The 22,782-nt window shown below is 61.0% G+C and carries 19 protein-coding genes; 8 read left to right on the forward strand and 11 right to left on the reverse strand.

Features of this window, described 5'->3' with window-relative positions; translation table 11 throughout:
- Nucleotides 1-49: 49 nt before the first annotated feature.
- On the reverse strand, nucleotides 50-778 hold the full coding sequence (locus ACM6J5_RS03430; protein WP_095941897.1) for a hypothetical protein: 729 nt from the start codon (nucleotides 776-778) through the stop codon (nucleotides 50-52).
- 444 nt (nucleotides 779-1,222) lie between these two features.
- Between ACM6J5_RS03430 and ACM6J5_RS03435 the strand changes: the two genes are divergently transcribed.
- The 8 genes from ACM6J5_RS03435 (at nucleotide 1,223) to ACM6J5_RS03470 (ending at nucleotide 7,899) form a co-directional block, all read left to right on the forward strand.
- Nucleotides 1,223-2,071: a transporter substrate-binding domain-containing protein gene (locus ACM6J5_RS03435; protein WP_414927824.1), complete on the forward strand. Its 849-nt coding sequence runs from the start codon at nucleotides 1,223-1,225 to the stop codon at nucleotides 2,069-2,071.
- Between the two features lie 51 nt (nucleotides 2,072-2,122).
- Nucleotides 2,123-2,785, forward strand: coding sequence for an amino acid ABC transporter permease (locus ACM6J5_RS03440; protein WP_032829783.1), 663 nt, complete (start codon nucleotides 2,123-2,125; stop codon nucleotides 2,783-2,785).
- Nucleotides 2,786-2,794: 9 nt separating this feature from the next.
- Nucleotides 2,795-3,457, forward strand: a complete 663-nt coding sequence (locus tag ACM6J5_RS03445; protein ID WP_414927825.1) for an amino acid ABC transporter permease — start codon at nucleotides 2,795-2,797, stop codon at nucleotides 3,455-3,457.
- On the forward strand, nucleotides 3,454-4,248 hold the full coding sequence (locus ACM6J5_RS03450; RefSeq protein WP_414927826.1) for an amino acid ABC transporter ATP-binding protein: 795 nt from the start codon (nucleotides 3,454-3,456) through the stop codon (nucleotides 4,246-4,248). The genes ACM6J5_RS03445 and ACM6J5_RS03450 overlap by 4 nt, the downstream gene beginning before the upstream one ends.
- Before the next feature lie 30 nt (nucleotides 4,249-4,278).
- Entirely contained in the window at nucleotides 4,279-4,668 is a 390-nt protein-coding gene (locus tag ACM6J5_RS03455) for a RidA family protein (protein WP_150723638.1), read from the forward strand.
- A gap of 144 nt (nucleotides 4,669-4,812) precedes the next feature.
- Nucleotides 4,813-5,577: an IclR family transcriptional regulator gene (locus ACM6J5_RS03460; protein ID WP_095941901.1), complete on the forward strand. Its 765-nt coding sequence runs from the start codon at nucleotides 4,813-4,815 to the stop codon at nucleotides 5,575-5,577.
- Nucleotides 5,578-5,616: 39 nt separating this feature from the next.
- Nucleotides 5,617-6,834 (forward strand): amino acid deaminase, encoded by a 1,218-nt coding sequence (locus ACM6J5_RS03465; RefSeq protein ID WP_414927827.1) that lies wholly within the window; start codon nucleotides 5,617-5,619, stop codon nucleotides 6,832-6,834.
- A 132-nt stretch (nucleotides 6,835-6,966) separates the two neighbouring features.
- Nucleotides 6,967-7,899: a sugar kinase gene (locus ACM6J5_RS03470; RefSeq protein ID WP_414927828.1), complete on the forward strand. Its 933-nt coding sequence runs from the start codon at nucleotides 6,967-6,969 to the stop codon at nucleotides 7,897-7,899.
- A gap of 125 nt (nucleotides 7,900-8,024) precedes the next feature.
- Here ACM6J5_RS03470 and ACM6J5_RS03475 read toward each other — a convergent pair whose 3' ends face one another.
- From ACM6J5_RS03475 to ACM6J5_RS03520, 10 genes are all read right to left on the reverse strand, one after another.
- The gene (locus tag ACM6J5_RS03475) at nucleotides 8,025-8,300 is read right to left on the reverse strand and encodes a peptidylprolyl isomerase (protein WP_007898282.1); all 276 of its coding nucleotides are present in this window, start codon (nucleotides 8,298-8,300) and stop codon (nucleotides 8,025-8,027) included.
- A 79-nt stretch (nucleotides 8,301-8,379) separates the two neighbouring features.
- Nucleotides 8,380-10,917, reverse strand: coding sequence for a PAS domain S-box protein (locus tag ACM6J5_RS03480; RefSeq protein WP_414927829.1), 2,538 nt, complete (start codon nucleotides 10,915-10,917; stop codon nucleotides 8,380-8,382).
- Between the two features lie 191 nt (nucleotides 10,918-11,108).
- Complete coding sequence (locus tag ACM6J5_RS03485) at nucleotides 11,109-13,064, reverse strand: acetoacetate--CoA ligase (protein ID WP_414927830.1); 1,956 nt, start codon at nucleotides 13,062-13,064, stop codon at nucleotides 11,109-11,111.
- Nucleotides 13,065-13,187: 123 nt separating this feature from the next.
- Complete coding sequence (locus ACM6J5_RS03490) at nucleotides 13,188-13,961, reverse strand: 3-hydroxybutyrate dehydrogenase (protein WP_095941906.1); 774 nt, start codon at nucleotides 13,959-13,961, stop codon at nucleotides 13,188-13,190.
- Nucleotides 13,962-13,968: 7 nt separating this feature from the next.
- Complete coding sequence (locus ACM6J5_RS03495) at nucleotides 13,969-15,360, reverse strand: GntP family permease (RefSeq protein ID WP_095941907.1); 1,392 nt, start codon at nucleotides 15,358-15,360, stop codon at nucleotides 13,969-13,971.
- 285 nt (nucleotides 15,361-15,645) lie between these two features.
- On the reverse strand, nucleotides 15,646-17,061 hold the full coding sequence (locus tag ACM6J5_RS03500) for a sigma-54 interaction domain-containing protein (protein ID WP_414927831.1): 1,416 nt from the start codon (nucleotides 17,059-17,061) through the stop codon (nucleotides 15,646-15,648).
- A 141-nt stretch (nucleotides 17,062-17,202) separates the two neighbouring features.
- Entirely contained in the window at nucleotides 17,203-18,780 is a 1,578-nt protein-coding gene (locus ACM6J5_RS03505) for an ABC transporter ATP-binding protein (protein ID WP_414927832.1), read from the reverse strand.
- 27 nt (nucleotides 18,781-18,807) lie between these two features.
- A complete protein-coding gene (locus ACM6J5_RS03510; protein ID WP_172435287.1) occupies nucleotides 18,808-19,830 on the reverse strand; it encodes an ABC transporter permease in 1,023 nt (340 codons plus the stop codon).
- The gene (locus ACM6J5_RS03515; RefSeq protein ID WP_150673994.1) at nucleotides 19,830-20,891 is read right to left on the reverse strand and encodes a microcin C ABC transporter permease YejB; all 1,062 of its coding nucleotides are present in this window, start codon (nucleotides 20,889-20,891) and stop codon (nucleotides 19,830-19,832) included. The genes ACM6J5_RS03510 and ACM6J5_RS03515 overlap by 1 nt, the downstream gene beginning before the upstream one ends.
- Nucleotides 20,891-22,759, reverse strand: a complete 1,869-nt coding sequence (locus ACM6J5_RS03520; protein ID WP_150673993.1) for an extracellular solute-binding protein — start codon at nucleotides 22,757-22,759, stop codon at nucleotides 20,891-20,893. Before ACM6J5_RS03520 ends, ACM6J5_RS03515 begins: the two co-directional genes overlap by 1 nt.
- Nucleotides 22,760-22,782 lie beyond the last annotated feature (23 nt).

Raw genomic sequence — 22,782 nt, forward strand, 5'->3', positions numbered from 1 at the left:
GTAGCGGCCCCACGTGCGTCCGACTGTGAACACATTGTTCGCAGGACTTTTACTGTTGAACGGGCAAAACAGTTTGTTTGACTGGATAGGCAAAAGACTCGGTGTTATCGATAGTCGCATAAACGGTCTGCTCATCTCCTGGCTTTATGGGAGCAGGAACGTTAGGAAAAGAACTGATGTATCGGTCTTCACTCCAGCGCGTTGTATATAAACCCATGAGATACGGGAGCAAGGTAGCCCCGGTATAAAATTCCCCAGGTGAAACAGAAAAAATGGTGGTGATGGAGGTTTTGATTGGAAAAAAGATCGCACTTGGATAAGTGCCACATAACGGATAGTTTGGATCGTTACGGGAGCATGTTGACGGTGGCTCCTGCCCGACGACCAGTTTGGTGGGCGGTGAGCTGATACCGTTTACAAACACCGAAAATGAAATGCCCTTTCCCGGCAGGTTTTGCAGATTCAATTGAGACATCGTGAAGTCGCCGTTAGACAGCGTGGATACCTGCTTCAAGATGACGCCATCACTGGTTACCGCCGTTACCATGAAAGGACCTGCAAACGTGGTTCCAACGATAGTCCCCGAAATGGATGTGGCACTTTTTGAAAGTGGTGTCGTGACACAAACTTCAGGGCCATTCTGGCCGATGAACTTTCCATTGACCAAGCTGCTGCATTCTTCGCTGACCGTGGAAACAGTCGCGTCGGGATCAACGTTGCAAGCTGTCAAACCCATTCCCAGCGTCGCGCAAAAAAATAAAGTTTTCGCCGTATTCATGTTCGATTCCCTTTGGTGTCGACAGTCAGATACGCCGCCAGTATTTCCTCGCCTACTCCGAAGCGTCTACTGTCATAGTTGACAGTAGTGATCAGTTTGTCCGGGTTTAAACAGATGTTTTTCAATGGGCACACAGCGTTCGGCTAGTGATGAGAAACGCTATGTGCCGAGGGTGGGATAGATCATTTTTTGATTGTCTTGAATTGGTTCATTGCGCGCCCGGTTGTGAACCAGATACCCGCCCTTTGTAGCCAACGGTAGCGGTCAGGGTTCCGTGCGTTTGGTAACGTTTTTTCCAGTTTGCATGCATCCCCCTGATTCAAAACAAATTTCATTCCCCCTCACATTCCCTCCACATCCTGTGGCACACTTTCTGCTGTCTATTCCGTTGTTACATACCAAGTTCCGGTATAGCGGAATAAACATTACCCTGGAGTGCTTGCCATGCATCGCCGACCTTCCTTGTTCAAAGCGTGTGTTTTTCTGTTCGCGGCTTCTGCCGCTGCCATGGGCGTGGCCCAGGCGGCGGACAGCAAGCTCGATAGCGTTCTGGCCCGTGGCAAACTGATTGTCGGCACCGGCAGCACCAACGCGCCGTGGCACTTCCAGGGCGCGGACGGCAAATTGCAGGGGTTCGATATCGATATCGGGCACATGATCGCCAAGGGTTTGTTCAACGATCCGACCAAGGTTGAGTACGTGGTGCAGTCGTCCGATGCGCGGATTCCCAACCTTTTGACTGACAAGGTCGACATCAGCTGCCAGTTCATCACCGTGACGGCCAGCCGCGCCCAGCAAGTGGCGTTCACCCTGCCGTACTACCGCGAAGGTGTCGGCCTGCTGCTGCCGGCGAACAGCAAGTACAAGGAAATCGATGACATGAGAGCCGCCGGTGACAGTCTCACCGTGGCGGTGCTGCAAAATGTCTATGCCGAAGAACTGGTGCACCAGGCGCTGCCCAAGGCCAAGGTCGATCAGTACGACAGCGTGGACCTGATGTACCAGGCCGTGAACTCCGGCCGCGCCGACGCGGCGGCCACCGACCAGTCTTCGGTGAAGTACCTGATGGTGCAGAACCCTGGCCGCTACCGCAGCCCGGCCTACGCCTGGAGCCCGCAGACCTATGCCTGCGCGGTCAAACGCGGCGATCAGGACTGGCTGAACTTCGTCAATACCACCCTGCACGAAGCCATGACCGGTGTTGAGTTCCCGACTTACGCGGCGTCGTTCAAACAGTGGTTCGGCGTAGAGCTGCCGACCCCGGCCATCGGCTTCCCCGTCGAATTCAAATGATCCCGTGAGAGCGGGGCGATTTGAGTCGCCTCGCTCAAGGTACTGCTGACCATGAACTATCAGTTGAACTTTGCCGCCGTGTGGCGCGATTTCGACACCTTGCTGGCGGGGCTCGGCATGGGCCTTGAACTGGCCCTGGTGTCGATCGCCATCGGCTGCGTGATCGGCCTGATGATGGCGTTTGCTTTGCTGTCGAAGCACCGCGCATTGCGGGTGCTGGCGTCGGTGTATGTCACGGTGATCCGTAACACGCCGATCCTGGTGTTGATCCTGTTGATCTACTTTGCGTTGCCGAGCCTGGGGATCCGGCTGGACAAGATCCCCTCGTTCATCATCACCCTGTCGCTGTATGCCGGGGCGTACCTGACCGAAGTGTTCCGTGGTGGTCTGCTAAGCATTCCCAAGGGCCTGCGTGAAGCCGGGTTGGCCATTGGCCTGGGTGAGTGGCAGGTCAAGGCCTACGTCACCGTGCCGGTGATGCTGCGCAATGTGTTGCCGGCGCTGTCGAACAATTTCATTTCGCTGTTCAAGGACACCTCGTTGGCGGCCGCGATTGCCGTACCGGAGCTGACCTATTACGCGCGCAAGATCAATGTCGAGAGCTACCGGGTGATCGAAACCTGGCTGGTGACCACGGCGCTGTATGTGGCGGCCTGTTACCTCATTGCCATGATGCTGCGTTACCTCGAACAGCGTCTGGCGATTCGCCGATAGGAGGCCCCCATGTACGAATCCCCCAGTTGGTTGCATGAGTTGTGGGTGGCGCGGGAAGTGCTGTGGCAAGGCTTCCTGACCAGTGTCCAGGTGTCGGTGCTGGCGATTTTGCTCGGCACGCTCGTAGGTGTCGTCACCGGTCTGGTGCTGACCTACGGTAAGTTCTGGATGCGCGCGCCGTTTCGTTTTTATGTCGATGTGATTCGCGGCACGCCGGTGTTCGTGCTGGTGCTGGCGTGCTTTTACATGGCGCCGGCACTGGGCTGGCAGATCAGCGCCTTCCAGGCCGGTGCGCTGGGTTTGACGCTGTTCTGCGGCTCCCACGTCGCCGAGATCGTGCGCGGTGCGTTGCAGGCATTGCCGAACGGGCAGATGGAGGCGAGCAAGGCCATCGGCCTGACGTTCTACCAGGCGCTCGGTTACGTGCTGTTGCCCCAGGCGTTGCGGCAGATCCTGCCAACCTGGGTCAACTCGTCCACCGAGATCGTCAAGGCCTCGACCCTGTTGTCGGTGATCGGCGTGGCGGAATTGCTGCTCAGTACCCAGCAGATCATTGCCCGGACGTTCATGACCCTGGAGTTTTACCTGTTCGCCGGTTTCCTGTTCTTCGTCATCAACTACGGCATCGAGTTACTCGGCCGGCACATTGAAAAGCGGGTGGCTTTGCCATGACTCAGACTCAAACCAATGCACAAAACGGTCAGCCGTTGCTGGACATTCGCGGCCTGCATAAGCGTTACGACCAGCTCGAAGTGCTCAAGGGCGTCGACCTGAGCATGCAGCGCGGCAACGTGGTGACGTTGATCGGCTCCAGCGGTTCGGGCAAGACTACGCTGCTGCGCTGCGTGAACATGCTTGAAGAGTTCCAGGGCGGGCAGATCCTGCTCGACGGTGAATCCATCGGTTATGACGAGGTCAACGGCAAACGCATTCGCCACGCGGAAAAAGTCATTGCCCGCCATCGCGCCATGACCGGCATGGCGTTCCAGCAGTTCAACCTGTTTCCGCACCTGAGCGCATTGCAGAACGTCACCCTGGGCCTGCTCAAGGTCAAGAAGCTGCACAAGGACGAGGCCGTGGCCCTGGCCGAGAAATGGCTGGAGCGCGTTGGCCTGCTGGAACGGCGCGATCACTTTCCCGGTCAGTTGTCTGGCGGTCAGCAGCAGCGCGTGGCGATCGCCCGGGCGATTGCGATGAACCCGAGCCTGATGCTGTTCGACGAAGTGACCTCGGCGCTGGACCCGGAACTGGTGGGCGAAGTGTTGAGCGTGATCAAGGGCCTGGCCGAAGACGGCATGACCATGCTGCTCGTGACCCACGAAATGCGCTTTGCCTTCGAGGTTTCGGACAAGATCGTATTCATGAATCAGGGGCGTATCGAAGAGCAGGGGCCGCCCAAGGACCTGTTCGAACGCCCGCAGTCGCCACGATTGGCGGAATTTCTCAAAAGTACCCGTTTTTGATCCTTCAATTTTCAATCAGGAGAAACACTCATGAGCATTACTCGTTACGGCACCGGCAGCACCGCCGCGGGCGGTCAGCCTCGCCCTTTCGCCCGCGCCGTTGAAGCCGATGGCTGGCTGCACGTGTCCGGGCAGGTGCCGGCGGTGGACGGCGAGATCATTACTGGCGGCATTGTCGAACAGACCCACCAGACCATGAAGAACCTGATCGGCATTCTGGAGGAGGCCGGTTATGGCCTGGAAGACGTGGTGCGTGCTGGCGTATGGCTGGAGGATCCGCGGGATTTCACCAGTTTCAACAAGGTCTTTTCCGAGTACTTCAAACCCGAGCACGCCCCGGCGCGGGCCTGTGTGCAGGCGAACATGATGGTCGACTGCAAGGTCGAGATCGACTGTATTGCCTACAAGAAAAAGGCCTGAACCGAGGTGGCTTCATCGCCAGCAGGCTGGCTCCCACATTTGGAATGCGTTTCCCTGTGGGAGCCAGCCTGCTGGCGATGGCGGCCTAACAGTCGCCGCCGCACTCTGGGTAAACTCCCGGCATTACGAATGGGAACCACTGATATGACCGAAGACACCATCAAGCGCCGGGCACGCGGTCTGGACCGGGCGTTCGATATCCTCGATTTCCTCAAGGAGATCGGCCAGCCCCTGCGCCCGAACGACATCGCCAACGGTATCGGCAGCCCAAAATCCACGGTCTACGAACTGGTGGCCTCGCTGCTGGAACGACGGATCCTGGAGCCGGTGGGCAAGGACGGTCATGTCTACCTCGGTCGTCAGTTGTACTTTCTCGGGCAGGCACACCTGCGCCATTTCGACCTGACTCGCGAGGCCGATCACGCCTTGCAGGACATCGTCAGCCAGACCCATGAAACGGCGCAGATGTGCCTGCTCAACGGGCGAAAGTACACCGTTGCGCTGATGAAGGAGGGGGAGCGGCACTTCCGCATTTCCTCGGACATCGGCGAAAACGCGCCCATCCCCTGGACCGCATCCGGGCGCCTGCTGCTGGCGCACCTGAGCGACCAGGCAATCGTCGACCTGATCGACCACGACGACTTCATTCTGCCCGACGGCGAACGCTTGCCTCTGGAGCAGTTTCTCAAGGAAATCCGTCAGGCCGGTATCGATGGCTTCTTTTCCTTCGATAGCGTCGCCGACACCTTTACCCATTGCTTCGCCGCGCCGGTCAAAGACCCCAACGGCGTGGCCATCGCGACCCTGTGCATCGTCGCCCCACGGGCGGATGCGAAGAAAAACTACAACGACTATCGCCAGGTGCTGATCGAAAGCGCCAACAGCCTGGCCCGTCGCATCAACGAGTAACAGCGGCTGCCTGCGGCCGCGTGAACGAGGAGTTCGACCATGTCTTCTGCCCCCCATACTGCCAACGTCGACAAAGGCGCTGCCCCGATCGGTGCCAGCCTGGTGCGTGACGTCAGCCTGCCCGCGCTGGTACTGCACCGCGAGGCGCTGGAACACAACATTCGCTGGATGCAGGCGTTCGTCAGCGACAGTGGCGCGGAACTGGCGCCCCATGGCAAGACCAGCATGACCCCGGCGTTGTTCCGCCGCCAACTGGACGCCGGTGCCTGGGGCATCACCCTGGCGAGCGCCACGCAAACTCGCGCGGCCTACGCCCATGGCGTGCGACGGGTGCTGATGGCCAACCAGTTGGTCGGCACGCCGAACATGGCGCTGATTGCCGACCTGCTGGCCGACCCGACGTTCGACTTCTATTGCATGGTCGACCACCCGGACAACGTCGCCGACCTCGGCGCCTATTTCGCCTCACGCGGCGTACGCTTGAACGTGATGATCGAATACGGCGTGGTCGGTGGTCGTTGCGGTTGCCGCAGCGAGCAGGAAGTGCTCGATCTGGCCAAGGCCATCGCCGCGCAACCGGCCCTGGCCCTGACCGGGATCGAGGGCTACGAAGGCGTGATCCATGGTGATCACGCCGTGACCGGCATTCGCGATTTCGCCGCGTCACTGGTGCGTCTGGCGGTGCAATTGCAGGACAGCGGAGCCTTCGCCATTGCCAAGCCGATCATCACCGCGTCGGGGTCCGCCTGGTATGACCTGATTGCCGAGTCCTTCGAGGCACAGAACGCCGCCGGGCGTTTCCTCAGCGTACTGCGTCCGGGCAGTTATGTGGCTCACGACCATGGCATCTACAAGGAAGCGCAGTGCTGCGTGCTCGACCGTCGCAGCGACCTGCACGAAGGCCTGCGTCCGGCGCTGGAAGTATGGGCGCACGTGCAGTCTTTGCCGGAGCCGGGGTTTGCGGTGATTGCCCTGGGCAAACGCGACGTGGCCTACGACGCTGGTTTGCCGGTGCCATTGCTGCGTTACAAGGCAGGCGCCGTGCCGGACAAAGGCGATGATGTGAGCGCCTGCAAAGTGACCGCAGTGATGGACCAACATGCGTTCATGACTGTGGCGCCGGGGGTTGATCTGCGGGTGGGCGACATCATTTCGTTCGGTACTTCGCACCCGTGCCTGACGTTCGACAAGTGGCGTGTCGGCTGCCTGGTGGATGAGCAACTGAATGTCATCGAGACCATGGAAACCTGTTTCTAAGGGTTTGAGACCGAGTTGCGGCCATCGCGAGCAAGCTCGCTCCCACAGGGGAATGCATCCCAATGTGGGAGCGAGCCTGCTCGCGATAGCGGCGGCCCAGACAACAAAGAAACACCAGAGACCCCCACAACAATGAACACCATCAACACCCTGGGCCCCAACATTCCACGCATCGCCCTGATCGGCGAATGCATGATCGAGTTGCAGCATCGCGCCGACGGCAGTCTGCAACAAAGCTTCGGTGGCGATACCTTGAATACGGCGGTGTACCTGTCCCGGGAACTGGGAGAGGACGGCGCCGTGGACTACGTCACCGCACTGGGCGATGACAGTTTCAGCGACGCGATGTGCCAGAGCTGGGCGGCGGAAAATATCGGGCTCGGCATGGTCCAGCGTCTGCCCGGACGCCTGCCGGGTTTGTATTGCATCCAGACTGACGCCGCCGGTGAGCGACGCTTTCTGTATTGGCGCAACGAAGCGGCCGTCCGCGATTGCTTCACCACCCCGGCTGCCGCGCCGATCCTCGCTGCGCTGCCGGATTACGATGTGCTGTATTTCAGCGGCATCACCCTGGCGGTACTCGGCGTGCAAGGCCGGGAAAAACTGCTGGAAACCCTGATCGAAGCCCGTCAGCGCGATGCGCGGATCGTGTTCGACAACAACTACCGGCCGCGGCTGTGGGCATCGCTCGAGGAGGCACAAAGGGCGTATCGCCGTGTGCTGGCGCATGTCGACCTGGCGTTGCTGACGGTGGATGACGAACAGGCGTTGTTTGGTTATGCCGATTGTGAGGCGGTGTTTGCCGCGTACGAGCAGATCGGCACGCCGGAAGTGGTGCTCAAGCGCGGCGCCCAAGCGTGCCTGATTCGTTGTGATGGCGAGTCATTCGAGGTGCCGGCGCAGAAGGTCGAGCGGGTGATCGACACCACGGCGGCGGGTGATTCGTTCAGCGCGGCGTACCTGGCTTCGCGGCTCAAGGGCGGTAGCCCTGAAGACGCCGCCGAGGCCGGGCATCGGTTGGCGAGCCGGGTGATTCAGGTGCCGGGGGCGTTGATTCCAAGGTGAGCGGTGAATGGCCGTTGGCTGCGCCATCGGATCGCGAGCAAGCTCGCTCCCACATTTGATTTGTGCACGGCGCGGATCCCCTGTGGGAGCGAGCTTGCTCGCGATGGCGCACTAAAGCCAACCGATCAATCCCGGTAAAACACCTGTACCAGGTGATACCCGAACTTGCTCTTGATCGGCCCATGCACCACCCGCAGCGGTTTCTTGAAGATCACTGCATCGATCACGCCAACCATCTGCCCCGGCCGCACTTCACCAAGATCGCCGCCGCGCTTGCCTGATGGGCAGGTCGAATATTTCTTGGCCAGCACATCGAACGCTTCACCCTTGGCGATGCGTTGTTTGAGCTGCTCGGCTTCTTCCGAGGTTTTCACCAGAATATGGCGGGCTTGAGCTTTCATGGGGCGGTTACCTTGCAACGGTGGTGGCTATGTGGGCGGCTATGTGGGTGCCAGCGGGGGCGCGCGATTATGCCTCAACTCAGTCCGGTTGACTGATCATCGTGCGAATCTTGTTGGCCAGCAGGTCGATGGAAAACGGCTTGGCCACCATGTCCATGCCCTCTTCGAGAAAACCCTGGCGTTCGGCCGCGATCTCGGCGTAACCGGTCATGAACAACACCTTCAGTTCGGGACGGTGCTGGCGGGCGATTTCCGCTAGTTGGCGGCCGTTCATGCCCGGCAGCCCGACGTCGGTCACCAGCAGGTCCACCCGCAGGTCCGATTCCAGCAGCGGCAGGGCGCCCTTGGCATCTTCGGCTTCATGGGCGCGGTAACCGAGCTCCTTGAGCAGGTCCAGCACCAGCATGCGCACGGCCGCATCGTCCTCGACCAGCATCACGGTTTCGCCGGCAATCGCCGCCGGTGCCTCGCCGGCGACGGTCGACAGGACTTTTTCCGGCTCGCTCGAATGCAGGCGCGGCAGGTACACGCGCACGCTGGTGCCCCGTCCGGGCAGGCTGAACAGGCTGACGTGGCCCCCCGTTTGCTGGGCAAAACCGTAAATCATCGACAAGCCCAAACCGGTGCCCTGGCCGATGGGTTTGGTGGTGAAGAACGGGTCGAATGCCTTGGACAGCACCGTGGGCGTCATGCCGGTGCCGTTGTCGCTGACGGCAATCATCACATAGTCACCGGCCTTGACCGGTTCCAGGGTGGTGATGTCGCTACCGTCGAGGTACACATTGGCGGTTTCGATCTGCAGCTCGCCTCCATCGGGCATGGCGTCCCGGGCATTGATCACCAGGTTGAGCAAGGCGTTTTCCAACTGGCTGACATCGGTGCTGACCCGCCAGATGTCCTCGGCCAGTTGCAGTTTGAGTTCAATGTGGTCGCCCTTGGTACGCCTGAACAAGTCTTCGAGCGAATGTATCAACTCGTTGGGGTTCAGCGGCTTGCGGTTGAGCGACTGGCGCCGGGAGAACGCCAGCAAGCGATGGGTGAGGGCGGCGGCACGGTTGGCCGAGGACACGGCCGCCTCGGTGAACCTGCCTATCTCGCTGGTGCGGCCGTCGGCAATGTAGCGTTGCATCAAGTCGAGGCTGCCGATGATGCCGGTGAGCATGTTGTTGAAGTCATGGGCGATGCCGCCGGTAAGCTGGCCGACCGCTTCCATTTTCTGTGCATGACGCAGGGCGTCTTCGGCACGTTCGCGCTCAAACATCTCGTTTTGCAGACGCTCGTTGGCCTCGGCCAGTTGGCGGGTGCGGGCGGCAACCCGCTCTTCAAGGGTTTCGTTGAGGATGCGCAGGGCTTCTTCGGTCTTTTTGCGCTCGGTTTCGTCGATCACGAAGATGTAGAAACCGTTCACCGCGCCATCCGCGCCGTGGCGTGGCAGGTAATTCATCAAGGCCTGGCGGATGCTGCCGTCGCGGTGTGGTGTGCTGATGCTGAAACAGCAGGGCCGGCCGGACAGTGCCTCAATGATGTACGGGGCGCGCAGCGCATAGGCTTCTTCGCCAATCACTTCAAGAATGGTTCGCCCGTAAAGCTCTTGCGGCGTCAGCCCGTACCAGTCGAGGTACGCCGCATTGTTCAGACGAAAGCGTTCTTCGCGGTCGACGTAGCTGATCAGGACCGGCATGGCGTTGATGATCAGTTGCAGCTCGGTCTGGCTCTGGCGCAGGGCCTGTTCGGTGTGTTTGCGCTCGGTCAGGTCCAAAGCGGCGCCGAGGAAGCGCATCGGCCGGCCGTGGTGGTCCTTGTAGCAGCGACCGCGGGCAAACACCCAGCGCATCTGGCCGTCGGTCTGCAGCAGGCGATATTCCTCGGCGTATTCGGTGCCGTGGGTGATGCAATGCTTGATGCTGCGGGCGATCAGGGCGCGGTCTTCGGGGTGTACGCCGTGCAGGTATTCACTGATCGGCAACTGACTGGCCATGACCGGGTCGATGCCGTGCAACTGGGCAAAATGCGCATCGGCGATGAAGCGGTCCTCGCTGATGTCCCAGTCCCAGGTGCCGACCGCATCGGTGGCGGCGAGGGCCAGTTGCAGGCGTTCCTCGGTTTCGCGCTGGGCCTTGAGGCTGGCCGCCGAGCGCTGTTCGAGTTCGAGGGCGATACGCCGGCGTTCGTTGGTTTCGATGGCGGTGACCAGGATCCCGGCCACCTCTGCGCCTTCATCGCGGATCGGGCTGTAGGTCAGGTCGAGCCAGACGTCAGATTCCCGTCCCCCGCGCTGCAGCGTAAAGCGTTGCTCGCTGTAGGTTCGCACCTGACCTTGCAGGACGGCGCTGTAGATCGGGTCGGTAAAGTCTTGCAACTCTGGCCAGATCAGGTGCGTCGGTTGACCAAAGGCGTGTGGATGCTTGCTTCCGGCGAGCAGGGCGAAGCCGTCGTTGTAGATCTGCGTCAGCTGTGGGCCCCATAGCAGCAGCATCGGCATCGGTGAGTGAATGACGATGTCCACGGCGGTTCGCAGGCTTTGTGGCCAAGTGCTGGCAGCGCCCAGCGGGCTGCTTGCCCAGTCGATTCGGGCGATCAAGGCCTGGGCATCGCTGGCGGTGGGTGTTGCGTTCATCCGGGAGTCCTGCACATGAGTCGCTTTGGCTGACGTCTATTCTTGCACAGGTGGCAGGCGCAGGTTGATTCAGAGGTCTGAGCGGTAAATGTGGGAGCGAGCCTGCTCGCGAAGAGGGCGATCCACTCAAAGTCAATGTCGCCTGACGCTACGCCATCGCGAGCAGGCTCGCTCCCACAGGTAATCTCATTTCAATCCATCAGTTCGGGCCGGTCGCGAAATTGCTCCAGCGCCTCGGGATTGGCCAGCGCATCAGTGTTCTTCACTTTCTGTCCATGCACCACATTGCGCACCGCCAGCTCAACGACCTTGCCGCTGATGGTCCGGGGAATGTCCGTGACTGCAACAATTTTCGCCGGCACATGACGCGGCGTGGTGTTGGCGCGAATCACCTGGCGGATCTGCTGTTGCAGGGCTTCGTCCAGTTCGAGCCCGTCGCGCAAGCGTACGAACAGCACCACCCGCACGTCGTCCTGCCACTGCTGACCGATGGCCACGCTGTCGAGCACCTGGGGGACTTTCTCCACCTGACGATAGATTTCCGCCGTGCCGATGCGCACGCCGCCGGGGTTGAGCACGGCATCCGAGCGACCGTGGATCATCATCCCGCCATGGGGCAGTTGTTCGGCGTAGTCACCCTGGGCCCAGACGCCGGGGAACAGGCTGAAATAGGATTGGCGCAGTTTCTCGCCATCGGGGTCGTTCCACAGACCAATGGGCATCGCCGGGAAATGACGGGTACAAACCAGTTCGCCTTTTTCGCCGATCACCGGCTGGCCCTCGTCGTTCCACACTTCGACGGCCATACCCAGGCTCTTGCCCATGATTTCGCCGCGCCGCACGGGCGACATCGGGTTGCCGTTGACGAAGCACGAGACGATGTCGGTGCCACCGGACATCGAGGCCAGGCACACGTCAGCCTTGAAGTCGCGATAGACGTAGTCGTAACTGTGGGGCGACAGTGCCGAGCCGGTGCAGAGCAACGTCTTGAGGCTGCTCAGGTCATGACTGTCACGGGGTTTGATACCGCTGCTTTCCAGGGTCGCGAGGTATTTGGGGCTGGTGCCGAAGACGCTGATGCGTTCGTCGTCGATCAGGTCGATCAAACGTTGCGGCTCGGAGTGGAACGGTGAGCCGTCGTACAGCACCACGGAGCTGCCTGTCGCCAGCGCCGATACCAGCCAGTTCCACATCATCCAGCCGCAGGTGGTGTAGTAGAACAGCCGTTCACCGGGGCCGAGATCACCATGCAGGCCGTGCTCCTTGACGTGTTGCAGCAACACGCCGCCGGTACTGTGGATGATGCATTTGGGCACACCGGTGGTGCCGCTGGAGTAGAGGATGTACAGCGGATGGGCGAAGGGTACGGGGACGAAATCCGGTTCGCCGCCGGGTTCGTAGAACTCGTCCCACAGCGTCACGTTGGCCTGGGTGCGGAATTCTTCGATGTGTGCGTGTGGACGTGCGTAAGGCACGACGATCAGCTGTTGCAGCGAAGGCAGGCGCTCAAGGATCTCGTTGACCTTGGCGGTCTGGTCGATCTTCTTGCCGGCATAGTGGTAGCCGGCGCAGGTCACCAGCACTTTCGGTTCGATCTGGCCGAAACGGTCAACCACCCCCTGGGTGCCGAAGTCTGGCGAAGAACAGGACCAGATGGCGCCAAGGCTGGTGGTGGCGAGCATGGCCACCAGGGTTTGCCAGGTGTTGGGCATACAGGCGGCGACCCGGTCGCCAACCCCGACACCGGCCGCTATCAGACCGTTTTGAAAGCCGGCAACATGTTCCGCGAGTTCGGCCCAGGTCAAATGTTCACGCTGACCGTTTTCACCAACGGCTACCACGGCGATAGCATCATCGCGACGCTGTAGCAGGTGCTCGGCAAAGTTCAGTGTTGCGCCGGGGAACCACTGGGCGCTGGGCATCCGTGGGCCTTCGAGCAGCACGGCGTCGGGTTGCTCGTGGAAGCGGATGTCGAAGAAGTCGACGATGGCCTGCCAGAAGTCCGGGCGTTGGTCGATGGACCATTGGTGCAGGGCAGGGTAGTCGTCGATCTTGAGGTGGTGTCGCTGATTGATGAAGCGCCGGAAGGCCTCCATGCGGGTCTTGCCAATGCGTTTGGCGTCGGGTTGCCAGAGGATGTCGGACATGGTTTGCCTCTTTTTGTTGGCGAGTGCTGTGCACTCGATCGCGAGCAGGCTCGCTCCCACAAGGAGATGCGATCCCCTGTGGGAGCCTGCTCGCGAAGAACGATAACGCGGTCTGGCAGATGATTACTGCGCCAACCAACCACCATCAACATTCCACGCCGCGCCGCGTACCTGGCTGCCGGCTTCGCTGCACAAAAACAATACCAGTTCACCCAGTTGCGGCGGTGTCACGAACTCCAGTGATGGCTGCTTTTCAGCCAGCAGATCATGCTGCGCCTGCTGCGGGTCAACTCCACTGGCGGCACGATCATCAATCTGCTTTTGCACCAGCGGCGTCAATACCCAGCCAGGGCAGATAGCGTTGCAGGTGACCTGGGTGGTCGCGGTTTCCAGCGCGACCACTTTGGTCAGGCCGATCACCCCGTGCTTGGCGGCGACATAGGCTGACTTGCCCACCGAGCCCACCAGGCCATGCACCGAGGCAATGTTGATCACCCGGCCCCAGCCCTTGGCACGCATGCCCGGCAGGCTCAAGCGGGTGCTGTGGAACACCGACGACAGGTTGATGGCGATGATCGAATCCCAGCGCTCCACCGGGAACTCATCCACCGCCGCCACGTGTTGAATGCCGGCGTTGTTGACCAGAATGTCGACGCCGCCGAACTCGCGCTCGGCGTAGGCGATCATGTCGGCAATCTGTGCCGGATCGCTGACATCGGCCGGGTGGTGGCCGACCTTGCCACCAAACTGTTCGACTTCGGCAATCACCTTGGAGGCATCGCCGAAACCATTGAGGATCAGGTTGGCTCCAGCCTTGGCCAGGCTGAGGGCGATCCCCAGGCCGATGCCGCTGGTGGAACCGGTGACCAGTGCGGTCTTGCCCGAAAGAGTCGTCATGAATACCTCACACAATGCCAGTGGCGTAGAAAGTGCCGATCACCACGAAAACCGCCAGGGTCTTGATCAGCGTAATACAGAAAATGTCTTTGTAAGCTTCGCGGTGGGTCAGGCCGGTGACCGCCAGCAGGGTAATCACCGCGCCGTTGTGCGGCAGGGTGTCCATGCCGCCGCTGGCCATCGCGGCGACCCGGTGCAGCACTTCCAGGGGAATGTTCGCCGCATGGGCGGCGCTGATGAACTGCTCGGACATCGCCGCCAGCGCGATGCTCATGCCGCCCGAGGCGGAGCCGGTGATGCCGGCCAGCAGGGTTACGGTAATCGCTTCGTTGACCAGTGGGTTGGGAATGCTCTTGAGCCAGTCGGCCAGTACCAGAAAGCCCGGCAAGGACGCAATCACGGCACCGAAACCATATTCCGAGGCGGTGTTCATCGCCGCCAGCAGCGCACCGCTGACCGCGCTTTTACTGCCTTCGGCCAGCTTGCGGCTGATCGCCTTGTAGCCGAACGCCAGGACCATGAGGATACCGACCAGCAAGGCTGCCTGGACCGCCCAGATCGCCGTGAGTTTGGCAATGTCCGTGGTCACCGGCGCGGCCATGCCCGGCAGCGCGAGGCTGTGGGTCTTGCCGTACACCTGTGGAATCCAGTGGGTGAACAGCAGGTTCATGATGCCCACCGCCAGCAGTGGCGAGAGCGCCAGCCACGGGTTGGGCAGCTTGAGGTCGGCGGCGGTTTCCGGTTCGTTGCGCAGGTCCGAACCATAACCTTCACCGGCACGCTGGGCCTTGTTGCGCTGGCGCTGCAGAAACAGCATGCCGGCGCAGAACACGAAGATCGTGCCGATCACCCCCAGCCACGGCGCCGCCCAGGCGGTGGTGTTGAAGAAAGTGCTGGGGATGATGTTCTGGATTTGTGGCGTGCCGGGCAGGGCGTCCATGGTGAACGAGAAGGCGCCCAGGGCAATGGTCGCCGGGATCAGCCGTTTGGGGATGTTGCTCTGGCGGAACATTTCTGCGGCAAACGGATAGACCGCGAACACCACCACAAACAACGAGACGCCGCCGTAGGTCAGCAGGGCGCAGACCAGCACGATCACCAGCATCGCCTGGCGGGTGCCGAGCAGGCGAATCGCCGCCGCGACGATGGAGCGCGAGAAACCGGACAGTTCGATCAGCTTGCCGAACACCGCGCCGAGCAGGAACACCGGGAAATACAGTTTGATGAAACCGACCATTTTTTCCATGAACACCCCAGTGAAAGCGGGGGCGACGGCAGACGGGTCGGTCAGCAGGACAGCGCCGAGGGCGGCAATCGGGGCAAAAAGGATAACGCTATAGCCACGGTAGGCAGCCAGCATCAGCAGCGCGAGGGCTGCCAAGGCAATGATCACACTCATGGTGTGTCTCCTGGGTTGTTATTTTTGTTGGGTGAAACTTTGTAGGAGAGGCGTATAGCGAGTTTTGTGCCATCTTGTTAAGTTGTTGAAATATAAGGATATAGTTGATTGTTGTGGGCTGGGTTTGAATGCTTTGTCTCTAATCTGAGATTTCTGGCGCTAGTGCTGGCCTCATCGCGAGCAGGCTCGCTCCCACAGTTGACCGAGTTGATCGGTAGAGCACCATCTCCTGTGGGAGCGAGCCGGCTCGCGAAGGTCTGTCTAACAATGGAGATGCATGTCTCTTTATGGAGACTCTGCGATCCCCAACGCCGCCATCTTCTTGTACAACGTCGACCGCCCAAGCCCCAGCCGCGCCGCCGCATCAACCACCTTGCCCCCGCATTGCGCGAGGGTCGCTTCGATCAGCTGCCGGTCAAACCGCTCCCGCGCCGCGCTGAATGTCTCATGGGCAAGCGGTTCGATGGTCAAGGGTGCCTCGCGTTCCACCGGTGTGAATGTACCAATCGCCGCGCGGATATCCGCTGTCGTCAGGCGCAAGTCATCGCTGAGCAGCGCGGCCCGCTCCAGCACGTTGCGCAGTTCCCGGATGTTTCCCGGCCAGGCGTGTTGGCCCAACAGTTCCAGGGCTTCGTGGTGCAGTTCATGCTGGCTGCGCAGTTCTTCGAGAATGGCTTCGCTGAGCGCCGGCACGTCATCGAGGCGGTCGCGCAGGGGCGGGACCTGGATCGGCAGCACGTTGAGCCGGTAGTACAAGTCGGCGCGGAATTCGCCGCGTTTGATGGCCGCTTCCAGGTCCGTAGAGGTCGCGGCGATCACCCGTACATCGCTCTGGATCACTTCGTTGGAGCCCACCGGTTCGAATTCCTTTTCCTGCAACACTCGCAGCAGTTTGCTCTGCAGGGGCAGCGGCATGTCGCCGATTTCGTCGAGGAACAGTGTGCCGCCCTGGGCGATCTGCAATTTGCCGGCGCGGCCCTTGCGGTCGGCACCGGTAAACGCGCCCGGGGCGGTACCGAAGAATTCGGCCTCCAGCAACGATTCGGGAATCGCCGCGCTGTTGATGCTCACAAACGCCTTGTGCGCGCGGGGCGAGGCATTGTGGATCGCCTGGGCCAGCAATTCCTTACCGGTGCCGGTTTCGCCGAGCAGCAACACCGGCGATTCGGTGCTCGCACTGCGCCGGGCGCGGCGCTTGACTTCCAGGCTGGCGGCGCTGGTGCCGATGAAGTGGGCGAAGTTGTATTTGGTCTGCCGCGCCCGCAGCAGCGAGCGGGTGGAGGCCAGTTCTTCTTGCATGCTCATGTAGCGCTTGAGCATCGGCGACAGGCTGCGCAACTCGTCGAACAGGGCGAATCCGATGGCGCCGATGACTACGCCAGCATCGTCGTGAATCGGCAGGCGCATGACCACCAGCGGCTCTTTGGGGGTGTCCTGCATATCCAGCAGAATCGGCCGGCCGGTGCGCACCACTTCACGCAGCAGGCTGCCGGGGATCACGCTTTCACAGGGCTTGCCGATCGCGACTTCGGCCGATGGCAGGCCGAAGCGCCGGGCGTATCGCTCATTCATCCAGACGATGTTGGCATCGCGGTCGACAATCACCGTGCCTTCACTCGATTGCTCGATGATTTCGAACAACGAACGGATCGCCAGCAGGCGAACGCGCTGGTAGTCCTTGAGGCTTTCGGTGGTGTTCATCGGTACATGATCCTGGTTGTGTATTGCCTGTGCCGGCCTCTTCGCGAGCAGGCTCGCTCCTACAGTTGATCTGCGTCGTTCACAAATCCCCTGTGGGAGCGAGCCTGCTCGCGATGGCTGCGATGCGGTCTAACGACCAGATTATGCCTGCCCCAACATCGCCGCCGCCAACAGCTCCTTGGTGTACGGATGCTGTGGTGAGGCAAACACCTCATGGCTGGCGCCGCGCTCCACCACTTTGCCGTCCTTGATCACGATCATGTCGTGGGCCAGGGCGCGCACCACAGCCAGGTCATGGCTGATGAACAGATAGGTCAAACCGTATTTTTCCTGAAGCTGGCGGAGCAGGGCGACCACTTGTTTTTGCACCGTGCGGTCCAGCGCCGAGGTTGGTTCGTCCAGCAGGATCAGCGCCGGCTTGAGCACCAGCGCCCGGGCGATGGCGATGCGTTGACGCTGGCCGCCGGAGAACTCGTGGGGATAGCGATGACGACTTTGCGGGTCAAGGCCGACTTCGCTCAGTGCCCGGATCACTTCGGCATTGCACTCTTCAGTGCTCAACTGGCTGTGCACTTCCAGGCCTTCGCTGATGATCTGCGCGACCGACATTCGCGGGCTGAGGCTGCCGAAGGGGTCCTGGAACACCACCTGCATCTTCTTGCGCCACGGCCGTAGCTGTTTTTGCGTCAGGCCATCCAGCGCCTGGCCCTGAAAGCGGATGCCGCCTTCGGAGTCGAGCAAGCGCAGAATCGCCTGACCCAGGGTGGACTTGCCCGAACCGGACTCGCCGACGATGCCAAGGGTCTTGCCGCGCTGAATGTTCAGGCTGATGCCATCCACGGCCCGCAACCAGGTCTTGCGCTGAAACAGGCCGCCACCGACGGGAAACCGCACCTGCAGGTTGTCCACCTCCAGTACGTTTTCGCGCTCGTCCCGGGGTAAGGCTTCGCCCTCGGGTTCGGCGTGCAGCAATACGCAGCTGTAAGGGTGTTTGGGTTCGGTGAACAGTGTTTCGCAAGGCGCCTGCTCGACGATTTCCCCAGCCTTCATCACGCACACCCGCTGAGCGATGCTGCGCACCAGATTGAGGTCATGGCTGATCAGCAGCAGCGACATGCCCAGCCGCTGTTGCAGGGATTTGAGCAGCAGCAGGATCTTGCGCTGCACCGTCACATCCAGTGCGGTGGTCGGTTCGTCGGCAATCAGCAGTTCCGGTTCGCACGCCAGGGCCATGGCGATCATCACCCGCTGGCGCTGCCCGCCGGACAATTGATGAGGATAGGCCTTGAGACGTTCCTCGGGTTTCTGGATGCCCACCAGGTGCAGCAATTCGAGGATCCGCGCTTGCGCCGCTTTGCCCGCCAGGCCTTTGTGCACCAGCAAGGTTTCGCCGATCTGTTTTTCAATGCTGTGCAGCGGGTTGAGGGAGGTCATCGGCTCCTGGAAGATCATCGCGATGCGATTGCCGCGCAGTTGTCGCAACTTGCCGGTATCGGCGCCCACCAGTTCCTGACCGCGATAGCGGATGCTGCCCGTCGTCTCGGACTCGGTTTGCGGCAGCAATTGCAGGATCGAGTGGGCCGTCACCGACTTGCCCGAGCCCGACTCACCCACCAGCGCCAGGCATTCGCCGGGGCGGATGTCCAGGCACAGATTGCGCACCACGGTCTGGCCGCTGAAGGCCACGCTGAGGTCACGGATTTCGATCAGGTTGATCATTTCAACATTCCGAATCAAGAACGCGGGTCAAGACCGCGGATCAAAAGCGTCGCGTAGCGCTTCGCCAATGAACACCAGTAAAGAAAGAATCAGCGCCAGGGTGAAAAACGCCGTCAGGCCCAGCCACGGCGCTTGCAGGTTCTGCTTGCCCTGGCCGATCAGTTCGCCCAGTGAAGCGCTGCCCGCAGGCATGCCGAAACCGAGGAAGTCCAGCGCCGTCAGGGTGGAAATCGCCCCGGTCAGAATGAACGGCAAGTAGCTCAAGGTCGCGTTCATGGCGTTGGGCAGAATGTGCCGCACGATCACCTTGCGGTCGGTCAGGCCCAGCGCGCGGGCGGCCTTGACGTATTCCAGGTTGCGCCCGCGCAGGAACTCGGCGCGCACCACGTCCACCAGGGCCAGCCAGGTAAACAGCGCCATGATCCCCAGCAGCCACCAGAAATTCGGCTCGACGAAGCCCGACAGGATGATCAGCAGGTACAGCACCGGCAACCCGGACCACACCTCCAGCAGACGCTGGCCGAGCAAGTCCACCCAGCCGCCGTAATAGCCTTGCAGAGCCCCGGCCGCGATGCCGATCAGGGCACTGACAAAGGTCAGCATCAAGGCAAACAGGATCGACACCCGGGCACCGAAGATCACCCGGGCCAGAACGTCCCGCGCCTGGTCGTCGGTGCCCAGCCAATTGACGCCTGAGGGCGGGCTGGGGGCGGGCGTGTTCAGGTCGTAGTTGGGTGTGTCGTCACTGAACGGAATCGGTGGAAACAGCAACCAGCCGCCATCCTTCTTGATCAGTTTCTGCACGTAGTCGCTGCGGTAGTCGGCCTGGAACGGCAGGTGCCCGCCGAAGGCCTGTTCGGTGTAGCGCTTGAAGACCGGGAAGTACCACTGGCCCTGATAGCTGACCATCAGCGGCTTGTCGTTGGCGATCAACTCACCGCCCAGGGTCAATGCGAACAGACCGATAAACAGCCACAGCGACCACCAGCCCCGACGGTTTTTCTTGAAGCGTTCGAAGCGGCGACGCGCCAGCGGTGAAAGCTTGAGCATCAGGCGTTCCTCGCGGCGAAGTCGATACGCGGGTCGACCAGGGTGTAGCAGAGGTCGCCGACCAGTTTTATCAGAAGGCCGAACAGGGTGAAGATGAACAGCGAGCCGAACACCACCGGATAGTCCCGGGATACCGCCGCTTCGTAGCTCATGCGGCCCAGGCCGTCGAGGGAGAAGATCACCTCGATCAGCAGGGAGCCGGCAAAAAACACACTGATGAACGCCTGGGGAATGCCCGACACCACCAGTAGCATGGCGTTGCGGAACACGTGTCCGTAGAGCACCCGTCGTTCACTCAAGCCCTTGGCCCGGGCAGTGACCACGTACTGGCGGGTGATTTCATTGAGGAACGAGTTCTTGGTCAGGATGGTCAGTGTGGCGAATCCGCCGATCACCAGCGAGGTCACAGGCAACACCAGATGCCAGAAATAGTCGGCCACCTTGCCAAGGGTCGACAGCGATTCGAAGTTGTCCGAGACCAACCCGCGAACCGGAAACCAGTTCAGCGAAGTGCCGCCGGCAAAGACCACGATCAGGAACATCGCAAACAGGAACGCCGGCATGGCATAGCCGATGATGATCGCGGTACTGCTCCAGATGTCGAAATGGCTGCCATGGTGCACGGCCTTGCGGATGCCCAGGGGAATCGACACGAGGTAGGTGATCAGCGTCGCCCAGAGCCCGAGGGATAGGGTCACGGGCATTTTTTCGAGGATCAGGTCGGTGACGGTGGCGCCGCGGAAGAAGCTCTTGCCGAAGTCCAGGCGCGCGTAGCTGGTGAGCATCAGCCAGAGGCGTTCGTGTGCCGGTTTGTCGAAGCCGTACTGTTTTTCAATGTCCTTGATCAGCTGCGGATCGAGCCCGCGGCTGGAGCGGGACTTGCCGCTCATGGAGTCGCCGGAACCGCCGCCAACCGCGGCGCCGCCAATGCCTTGCAGGTGCGCGATGGCCTGTTCCACCGGCCCGCCCGGCGCGGCCTGGACGATGACAAAGTTGACCAGGAGAATGATCACCAGGGTCGGAATGATCAACAGCAGACGCCGCAATATGTAAGCCCACATCAGTGCGGCCCTCCGGGTTTGCCACGGCTGATACGCTCGGCCGTCATCTGTTGGTTGGTCAATGGCGTGGTGCTCATTTCCCACCAGCTTTCGATGGCTTCGTCATTGCTCGCCTGTACGTTCGGGATGCCGAAGCGGTTCCACCACACCGTCGAGGTGCCCGGTGGGTAATAGTTGGGAATCCAGTAGTAATTCCATTGCAGCACCCGGTCCAGGGCATGGGCGTAGTGCAACATGTCAGCCTGAGTATTGGCGCGGATCAGCCCGGTGATCAGGGTGTCCACCGCCGGGTTCTTCAACACCATGTAGTTGTTGGAGCCTGGGTCGGTAGCCGCCGCCGAGCCGAAATAATTGACCAGTTCACCTCCTGGAGAGGTGGTGACCGGGTAGCCGGTGACGATCATGTCGTAGTCGCGGCTCATCAGGCGATTGACGTACTGGGACGAGTCGATACGACGGATGTTCAGGTCGATGCCGATCTGTTTCAACGTGCGTTTATAGGGCAACAGCAGGCGGTCCATGCCGTTCTGGCTGACCAGGAAGGTGAAGCTCAGCGGCTCGCCGGCGGCATTGACCAGTTGGTCGCCATCGGGTTTCCAGCCGGCCTGTTCGAGCAAGTCCAGGGCTTGCAGTTGCTTGTCGCGAATCACGCCGCTGCCATCGGTCTTCGGCGCCTCGAACACCTGGGTGAAGACTTCATCGGGAATCTGCCCGCGCAACGGTTCGAGAATCGCCAGCTCACCGGCATCCGGCAGTTGCCGGGCGGCGAGGTCGGTATTGGAAAAGAAGCTCTGCTGGCGGATGTACATGTCGCGCATCATCTGCCGGTTGCTCCATTCGAAGTCCCACAGCATCGCCAGCGCCTGGCGCACGCGACGGTCCTGGAACATGGGTTTTTGCAGGTTGAAGACAAACCCCTGGGATGGCTGCGGCGCCTCGGTGGCGAGGTGAGCCTTTTGCAGGCGCCCGTCGCTCAGGGCAGGGCTGTCGTAGCCGATGGAATAGCCGGTGGCGGAAAATTCGCGATTGTAGTCATAGGCGCCCCCGCGCAGGACCTGGCGCGCCACGTCGGTATCGCCGAAGTACTCGATGCTGAAATGATCGAAGTTGTACAGGCCACGGCTGACCGGCAGGTCCTTGCCCCACCAGTCGGGATTGCGCTCGAAGGTGATGCTGCGCCCCGAATCGATCTTGCCGACCTTATAGGGGCCGCTGCCCAACGGCGCTTCATAACCACCGCCACCGGCAAAATCGCGGCTCTTCCACCAGTGTTCGGGAAACACGGGCAGGGTCGCGATATCCAGGGGCAGGGTGCGGTTTTCGTTGTTCTTGAAATCAAAACGCACGGTCAGTGGCGATTCCACGTCGACGCTTTTGACGTCGGCGAACTGGGTGCGGTAGCGCAGGCTGCCCTGGGTCATCAGCAGGTCGAAGGTGTATCGCACGTCTTGGGCGGTAATGGGTTTACCATCGGCAAAACGTGCCTTGGGGTTGAGGTAAAAGCGCAGGGACAGGCCGTCCTCGGAGCGCTCCATCTTCTCCGCCACCAGGCCGTACACGGTGTAAGGCTCGTCCAGGGAGCGTTGGGCCAGCGGTGAATAGAGCAAGCCGTCGATCTGTGTAACGCCGATGCCTTTGTCGATGTAAGGCAAGACATGGTCGAACTGACCGATTTCGATCGCCGAGCGTCGCATCGTGCCGCCCTTGGGGGCCTGCGGGTTGGTGTAGGCGAAATGACTGAAGCCGGCAGGGTATTTCGCCGGTTCGCCGTATACGGTCATTGACGGTTGCGGTGCCGCATGCACACCCGGGGTACCCATCAGCAGGGCCACGGCCGTGAACAGCAAGGTAGGGAAAGCCAGTCGCATTGTCAGCCTTAGAGCCGGGTGGT

The organism is Pseudomonas sp. IT-P74 (assembly GCF_949768175.1).
GTDB lineage: Bacteria > Pseudomonadota > Gammaproteobacteria > Pseudomonadales > Pseudomonadaceae > Aquipseudomonas.